The sequence below is a fragment of the Pantoea brenneri genome, assembly GCF_038594305.1.
Classification (GTDB): domain Bacteria; phylum Pseudomonadota; class Gammaproteobacteria; order Enterobacterales; family Enterobacteriaceae; genus Pantoea; species Pantoea brenneri.
In genome coordinates this window covers 225,789-233,029 of the sequence record NZ_JBCGBG010000006.1, presented here as the reverse complement: position 1 = coordinate 233,029, position 7,241 = coordinate 225,789, and the positions used below count along the sequence as shown (strand labels likewise).

The 7,241-nt window shown below is 56.6% G+C and carries 6 protein-coding genes; 1 reads left to right on the top strand and 5 read right to left on the bottom strand.

The window, feature by feature from the left end:
* Nucleotides 1-465: 465 nt before the first annotated feature.
* A complete protein-coding gene (mdtD, locus tag AABB92_RS19505) occupies nt 466-1,872 on the top strand; it encodes a multidrug transporter subunit MdtD (protein WP_031376184.1) in 1,407 nt (468 codons plus the stop codon).
* Here mdtD and rbsR read toward each other — a convergent pair.
* The 5 genes from rbsR to rbsA all read right to left on the bottom strand — a co-directional run bounded on the left by rbsR (nt 1,869) and on the right by rbsA (nt 7,236).
* Nucleotides 1,869-2,852: a ribose operon transcriptional repressor RbsR gene (rbsR, locus tag AABB92_RS19500; protein WP_031376183.1), complete on the bottom strand. Its 984-nt coding sequence runs from the start codon at nt 2,850-2,852 to the stop codon at nt 1,869-1,871. The genes mdtD and rbsR overlap by 4 nt on opposite strands.
* A gap of 13 nt (nt 2,853-2,865) precedes the next feature.
* Nucleotides 2,866-3,795 carry a ribokinase gene (rbsK, locus tag AABB92_RS19495; RefSeq protein ID WP_031376182.1) on the bottom strand — a complete coding sequence of 310 codons (930 nt, stop codon included), beginning with the start codon at nt 3,793-3,795 and terminating at the stop codon, nt 2,866-2,868.
* 62 nt (nt 3,796-3,857) lie between these two features.
* Nucleotides 3,858-4,733 (bottom strand): ribose ABC transporter substrate-binding protein RbsB, encoded by an 876-nt coding sequence (gene rbsB / locus AABB92_RS19490; protein WP_031376181.1) that lies wholly within the window; start codon nt 4,731-4,733, stop codon nt 3,858-3,860.
* Nucleotides 4,734-4,759: 26 nt separating this feature from the next.
* On the bottom strand, nt 4,760-5,731 hold the full coding sequence (rbsC, locus tag AABB92_RS19485; protein WP_031376180.1) for a ribose ABC transporter permease: 972 nt from the start codon (nt 5,729-5,731) through the stop codon (nt 4,760-4,762).
* Nucleotides 5,728-7,236, bottom strand: coding sequence for a ribose ABC transporter ATP-binding protein RbsA (rbsA, locus tag AABB92_RS19480; protein ID WP_046289505.1), 1,509 nt, complete (start codon nt 7,234-7,236; stop codon nt 5,728-5,730). The genes rbsC and rbsA overlap by 4 nt, the downstream gene beginning before the upstream one ends.
* Nucleotides 7,237-7,241 lie beyond the last annotated feature (5 nt).

Below are 7,241 nucleotides of genomic sequence, written 5' to 3'. Positions count from 1 at the left end.
TCACTCGTGAGACTTGATATTTTTTACGTCCGGAGACGCTGATATCAATCCTGCGAGTGCCCACACAGATTGTCTGATAAATTGTTAAAGAGCAGTGCGAGCAGCGGGTTAACCGTCTGTCGCGAGGAGGCGTATATTACGCTTTCCTCCCTCAGAGTCAACTTCTTTTTCAGAAGCTTTTCTCCGGCGGCGCAGTCTCCTGTGCCTGCTGATCCGTCTCTCCGTAAGCCGGTGTTCCGTGTCAGTGGAGGCGCATTATAGGGAGTTTCCGGAGGCTGACAAGCGTTTCTTTAAATAAATTTGCTAAGCGCGCTTTTTTTAAACGAACGCCTTAAAAACCGCCATTTGATGATCGAATAACGCACAGAAATCCCCGTAAAGCGGAAAAAACAGGCCTGCCGCGTTGCGCTGGCGGTGCTATTCTTTTTCATTCTTCTCGCTGGATAACCCTAAGAAGGACGCTCAATGATAAAATCCGCGCGCAGCATGGCCGGTTTGCCATGGATTGCTGCCATGGCATTTTTCATGCAGGCACTGGATGCCACTATTCTCAACACCGCCCTGCCCGCTATCGCCACCAGCCTTGAACGTTCTCCTCTGGCCATGCAATCCGCTGTAATCAGTTATACCCTGACTGTGGCAATGCTGATCCCGGTCAGCGGCTGGCTTGCCGATCGCTATGGCACCCGAAAAGTGTTTATCGCTGCGGTCTCCCTCTTCACGCTCGGTTCGCTGGCCTGTGCCCTGTCACCCACGCTCTCTATGCTGGTGACCTCACGTATCGTACAGGGGGTGGGCGGCGCCATGATGATGCCGGTTGCGCGCCTGGCGCTGTTGCGTGCCTATCCGCGCAGCGAACTGCTACCGGTGCTTAATTTTGTCACCATGCCGGGACTGGTCGGTCCGATACTGGGTCCGCTGCTGGGTGGTGTGATGGTGACCTACGCCACCTGGCACTGGATCTTCCTGATTAATATTCCCATCGGCATACTCGGCATCTTCTATGCCCGCAAATATATGCCGGACTTCACCACGCCAAAACGCCGCTTCGATTTCTTCGGCTTTTTACTGTTTGGTCTGGGGCTGGTCATGATCTCGACAGGGATTGAACTGTTTGGTGAGCGTATTGTGTCAGCCTGGCTGGCGGGCGGGGTATTACTCGGCGGGATCGTTCTGCTGCTTCTCTATATAGTGCACGCGCGCCGCCATTCCTCCCCGCTGATTAATCTGCCGATGTTTAAAACCCGCACCTTCTCGGTAGGCATTATCGGGAATATCGCTTCACGTCTGGGCACCGGCTGTGTGCCGTTCCTGATGCCGCTGATGTTGCAGGTGGGCTTTGGTTATTCGGCGATTATCGCCGGTTGTATGATGGCTCCTACCGCCGTGGGGTCGATACTGGCGAAGTCGACGGTGACACAACTGCTGCGCTGGTTAGGCTATCGCCGTCTGCTGGTCGGTATTACCGTCATTATCGGCATCCTGATTGCCACTTTCTCTCTGCAGTCACCCGAGGAAGGCATGATCCTGTTATTACTGCCGTTGTTTATTCTCGGCATGGCAATGTCGACTCAGTTTACCGCGATGAATACCATCACCCTCGCCGACCTGAATGACGATAACGCCAGCGGGGGTAACAGCGTGCTGGCCGTGACACAGCAGTTAGCGATCAGTTTTGGTGTCGCGGTAAGCGCCGCCGTCCTGCGCTTCTATCAGGAATTTGAAACCAGCACCGTTGCACAGTTCCACGCAACATTTCTGACCATGGGCGTGGTAACGGTGCTGTCAGCGCTGACCTTTATGCTGCTGAAAAACGGCGACGGACGGAATCTGATTACCAACCGCGATAAGAAAAAGAAGAAGACGGCTTAAGTTGAGCCCCGCGCCACCAGCTCCGGCGTCAGCACCAGCGTCTGCTGGCTGGCGTCGGGATCGCGCAGGCGATGGATTAAGGTATCAATCGCCAGTTCGCCCAGTTCATCTCTAGGTTGATGAATGGTACTCAGCGGCGGAGAAAGATAACGCGCCAGCTCAATATCGTCATAGCCCATCACGGCGACATCCTGCGGAATCTGTAAACCCGCCTGATATAACGCATGATAAACCCCGACCGCCATCGCATCATTACCGGTGAAGACCGCCTGCGGCACAGTTTCCAGCGCCAGCAGCTCAATCATCCCGTTGTAACCGCCCTGAAATTCAAAGTCGCCGTTGACCACATAACCCGGCAACACCTCCAGACCGCTTTTCGCCATCGCATTGTGAAATCCTTCCAGCCGCATCCGCGCGGTGGTTTTGTCCTGCGGGCCGGCAATACAGGCGATGCGGGTATAGCCGCTGTCGATCAGGTGCTGAGTTGCCAGCTCACCGCCCAGCAGCGCATTGTCCTGGATGATGTCGCCGCGACCTTCAAACGGTGCCCAGTCCATCATCACGGTCGGAATAGAGGGATAACGGTTGAGAATGTCCGCCGACGGCAGATGACTTTCGGTACACATCATCAGCAATCCATCGACGCGCTTTTGCATCAGCGTTTCGAGACTGCGATTCATCCGCTCCTCATCACCGGCGGTATTACACAGGATCAGGCTGTAGCCACGCTGATAGCAACTGTCCTCAACGCCGCGCACCACTTCTGCATAAAACGGGTTGCTACTGGTGGTCAGCAGCATGCCGATAGTGTGGGTCTGGTTGATCTTCAGGCTGCGCGCCAGCGCCGAGGGGGCGTAGTTCAGACTGCGGATCGCCTGTTCGACTTTCTCCCGCACGCCCTCGCTGACAAAGCGATTGTTGTTGATGACGTGCGAAACGGTGGAGGTAGAGACGCCCGCCAGGCGAGCGACATCTTTCATGGTGGCCAAGCGCTTAATCCTGCTGCTGCAAAAAGTCATCGATCTCCGCGCGCCACGGCACGGAGGGCTGCGCGCCGGATCGGGTTACGGCGATAGCCGCAGCGGCATGCGCAAAGCGCACCGCATCCTGCATCGGTTTCTGCTCCAGTCGCGCGGTAATAAAGGCACCATTAAAGGTATCGCCCGCAGCGATGGTATCAATCGCCTTAACGCTAAAGCCCGGAATACGCTGACCCTGGCCCTGCTCACTCAACCAGACACCGCGCCGGCCCAGCGTAATCAGTACGGTATCGATGCCTTTGGCATGCAGTGCCGCCGCAGCCCGGGCAGCGTCCTGATCGTTATGAACGGCAATCCCGGTCAGAATTTCCGCCTCGGTTTCATTCGGGGTAATGATATCGATCAACGCCAGCAGCTCATCGGAGAGCGGCGTAGCCGGTGCCGGGTTGAGGATCACCTGAGTCTGCTGTTCTCTGGCGAAACGCGCCGCTGCCAGTACACTTTCCAGCGGTGACTCCAGCTGCATCAGCAGCGCGTCAGCCTCGGCGATCACCTGCTGATGGCGCGCCACACAGTCGGGCGTTAAGGCGGCGTTAGCGCCGGAATAGATGCCGATATTGTTCTCGCCTTCACGGTTGACGAAAATCATCGCCACCCCGGTCGACTCGCCCGCCACCACTTCTACCGGAGCAGTATCAATATTGTCGCAGGCCAGTTGCTGACGAATACGTTCGCCAATGTCATCCGCGCCCACACAGGCGATAAAAGCGATATCCGCGCCAGCACGCCCTGCGGCCACGGCCTGATTGGCACCTTTACCGCCAAACGCAATCTGGTAATCCTGCCCGATCACCGTTTCACCGGGACGAGGAAAGTGCGCCAGATTAAGGATGTGGTCAGCGTTGATGCTGCCAAGAACGGCCAGTTTTGCGTTTTTGCTCATTAGGGGAGTCCGGAATAAGTGCGCCACCGGGAGGGTGGCGCAGTGCCCTGCTTTTCTTTGAGTTATTGAGTGACCAGCTTCAGGTCGACCGGATTGATCGCCTTCACTTTTTCACCCTTCAGCACTTTATCAGCGGTATCAACGCCGATCATGCCAATTTTGTCTGGCATCTGTGCCACGGTCGCAGACAGTTTGCCACCTTCTACCGCTTTCACGCCATCAGCGGTGCCGTCAAACCCCACCACGATCACATCGGTTTTACCGGCAGTCTGCAGCGCACGCAGTGCACCCAGCGCCATTTCATCATTCTGCGCAAACACAGCCTGCACGTCCGGATGGGCCTGCAGCAGGTTCTGCATCACGTTCAGGCCTTTAGTCCGGTCAAAGTCAGCCGGCTGGCTGGCAAGGATCTGGAATTTGTGGGCATCAGCAGCCTGTTTGAATCCCTCGCCACGTTCACGGGCGGCTGAGGTGCCGGCAATGCCCTGCAGCTCAATAATTTTGGCGCTTTCGCCGACTTTTTTGGCGATGAAATCACCGGCCATTTTCCCACCAAAACGGTTATCAGAGGCGACGTGGCTGACCACCGTGCCCTGCGCGGCCACGCGGTCCAGGGTGATAACCGGGATGTTGGCCTGGTTAGCCATCTTCACTGCGTTGCCGACCGCGTCAGAATCGGTTGGGTTGATCAGCAGCAGTTTGGTACCGCGTACCGTCAGATCCTGTACGTTCGCCAGCTCTTTTGCCGGGTTATTCTGCGAATCCAGCACCACCAGGTTGTAGCCCAGTTTGTCGGCTTCTTTTTGTGCGCCCTCTTTCAGCGAAACAAAAAACGGGTTATTGAGAGTCGATACCACCAGCGCGATGGTCTCTTTTGCCATGGCGCTGGTACTGAGCGTAGCGCCAAGGATCATGGCCAGTGCGGTTAACTTTTTCATCATTTCATCCTGTGTAAAGGTCAGAGTTATTTACTGCTTTTATTATCCACCAGCACCGCCAGCAGGATTACCACCGCTTTAACGATCATCTGGTAGTACGAAGAGACGCCCATCAGGTTCAGGCCGTTATTAAGGAAGCCGAGGATCAGGGCACCAATCAACGTGCCGACAATACGTCCTTTACCGCCCGCCAGGCTGGTACCACCCAGCACCACAGCGGCAATCGCATCCAGCTCATAGCCGGTACCAGCCGTTGGCTGCGCCGAGGAGAGACGCGCCACCTCAATGGTGCCCGCCAGCGCAGCCAGCATGCCACTCAGTGAATAGACGATGACCTTGACGCGATTAACATTGATACCGGAGAGGCGGGTCGCGGCTTCGTTGCCGCCCAGCGCATAGATGTAGCGGCCGAGACGGGTGTGGTGCAGCATGTACCAGGCGGCGATAAATACCAGCGCCATCAGCCATACCGGGGCAGGAATACCCAGCGGACGACCAATACCAAACCAGCCCAGCAGATCGGCGTTGGCATTAAAACCGGTACTGATTGGGCTGCCGTCGGTGTAGACCATGGTGACGCCGCGCAACAGCAGCATCATCACCAGCGTGGCGATAAATGCCTGCACCTTACCGCGCGCCACAATGGTGCCGGTCAGCGCACCAATCGCTGCACCGAGCGCCAGAGACGCCGCCACGGCCACCAGCGCATTCACTTCCATGCCGACCAGCGACGCGCCTACCGCCCCGGTCAGCGCCAGCAGCGAGCCCACCGAGAGATCGATACCTGAGGTCAGAATCACCAGCGTCATGCCAACCGCCATAATGGCGTTCACCGAGGTCTGCTGCAGAATGTTGAACAGGTTGGCTACGGTAAAGAAGTTCGGGCTCTGACTCGCCACCACGGCAATTAACACCATCAGCGCAATCAGCGACTTTTGTTCCAGTAACCAGCTTTTGCTAAACCAGCGACGGCTGGCAGGTAAAGATTGGGTCGTCATACCACTAAATCCTCGCTGTGTTGCTTGCCTACGGCGGCGGCCATCAGGCTCTCCTGAGTGGCTTCTTCACGGGTAAATTCGCCGCTTAAACGGCCTTCATGCATCACCAGGATGCGGTCACTCATTCCTAATACTTCCGGCATTTCAGAAGAGACCAGGATGATGCTCAGCCCTTCGGCTTTGAACTGGTTAATCAGCTGGTAGATCTCTTTTTTCGCGCCAACATCGACGCCACGGGTTGGCTCATCAAGAATCAGCACGTTGGGACGGGTCATCAGGCCGCGGGCAATCGCCACTTTCTGCTGATTGCCGCCGGAAAGCAGCCCGATCGGCTGCGCCATAGAGGGGGTTTTCACGTTGAACAGCCGGATAAAGTCACCCACCGCCAGCTGCTCAGCCGCATGCTTCAGCGTGCCGCCGCCGTGACTGAAATAGCGCAGCGCGGTCAGCGACATGTTCTCTTTGACCGACATGCCCAGCACCAGGCCGTCACGCTTACGATCTTCCGAGATATAGACGATGCCGTTAGCCAGCCCATCCTGCGGCGAACGCGTCACCACTTCCCGACCGCTGAGCCACAGGCTGCCCTGATAACGCGGCAACGCGCCATACAGCACTTTCATCAGTTCGGTACGGCCCGCGCCCATCAGTCCGGAGATGCCCAGAATTTCACCTTTGCGCAGGCTGAAGCTGACGTTATGCACGCCGGGACCGCTGACGTTATCGACTTTCAGCCGCACCTCGCCTGGCGCCTGATCCAGATGAGGATACTGATCTTCCAGTTTGCGACCGACCATCATTTCGATCAGGCTCTCTTCGGTCAGTTCGCTGACCGGACGCTCGGCAATAAACTGGCCGTCACGGAACACCGTGACGTCATCGCAGATCTCAAAGATCTCTTTCATACGATGTGAGATATAGACGATGCCGCAGCCCTGCGCTTTCAGTTCGTTGATCACCCGGAACAGCGACAGCGTTTCGGTATCCGTCAGCGCATCGGTCGGCTCATCCATGATGATCACCTGCGACTCAAAGCTCAGCACTTTGGCAATTTCGACCATTTGCTGATCGCCAATCGACAGATCGCCGACCAGCTTGTGGCTGTTGAAGCGCAGATTAAGCCGCTTAAGTAACGCATCCGCTTCGGCATACATGCGCGCCCACTGGATGCGGCCAAAGCGGTTAACAAATTCGCGACCGAGAAAAATATTCTCCGCCACGGTTAACTGGGGGATCAGGTTCAGTTCCTGATGAATAATGCCGATGCCCGCTTCCTGTGACGCTTTAGGGCCATTGAAACGGGTCTCTTTGCCGAGCCAGTGCAGCGAACCGGCGTCGAACTGATATATCCCGGTCAGCACTTTCATCATGGTAGATTTGCCGGCGCCGTTTTCACCCACCAGCGCCATGACGCGTCCTGCCCGGACATTCAGTGAGGCACCCTTCAGGGCTTTTACCCCAGGGAACGATTTTTCAATGCCGTTGAGCTGCAGTAAAGGTTGCATAGCGG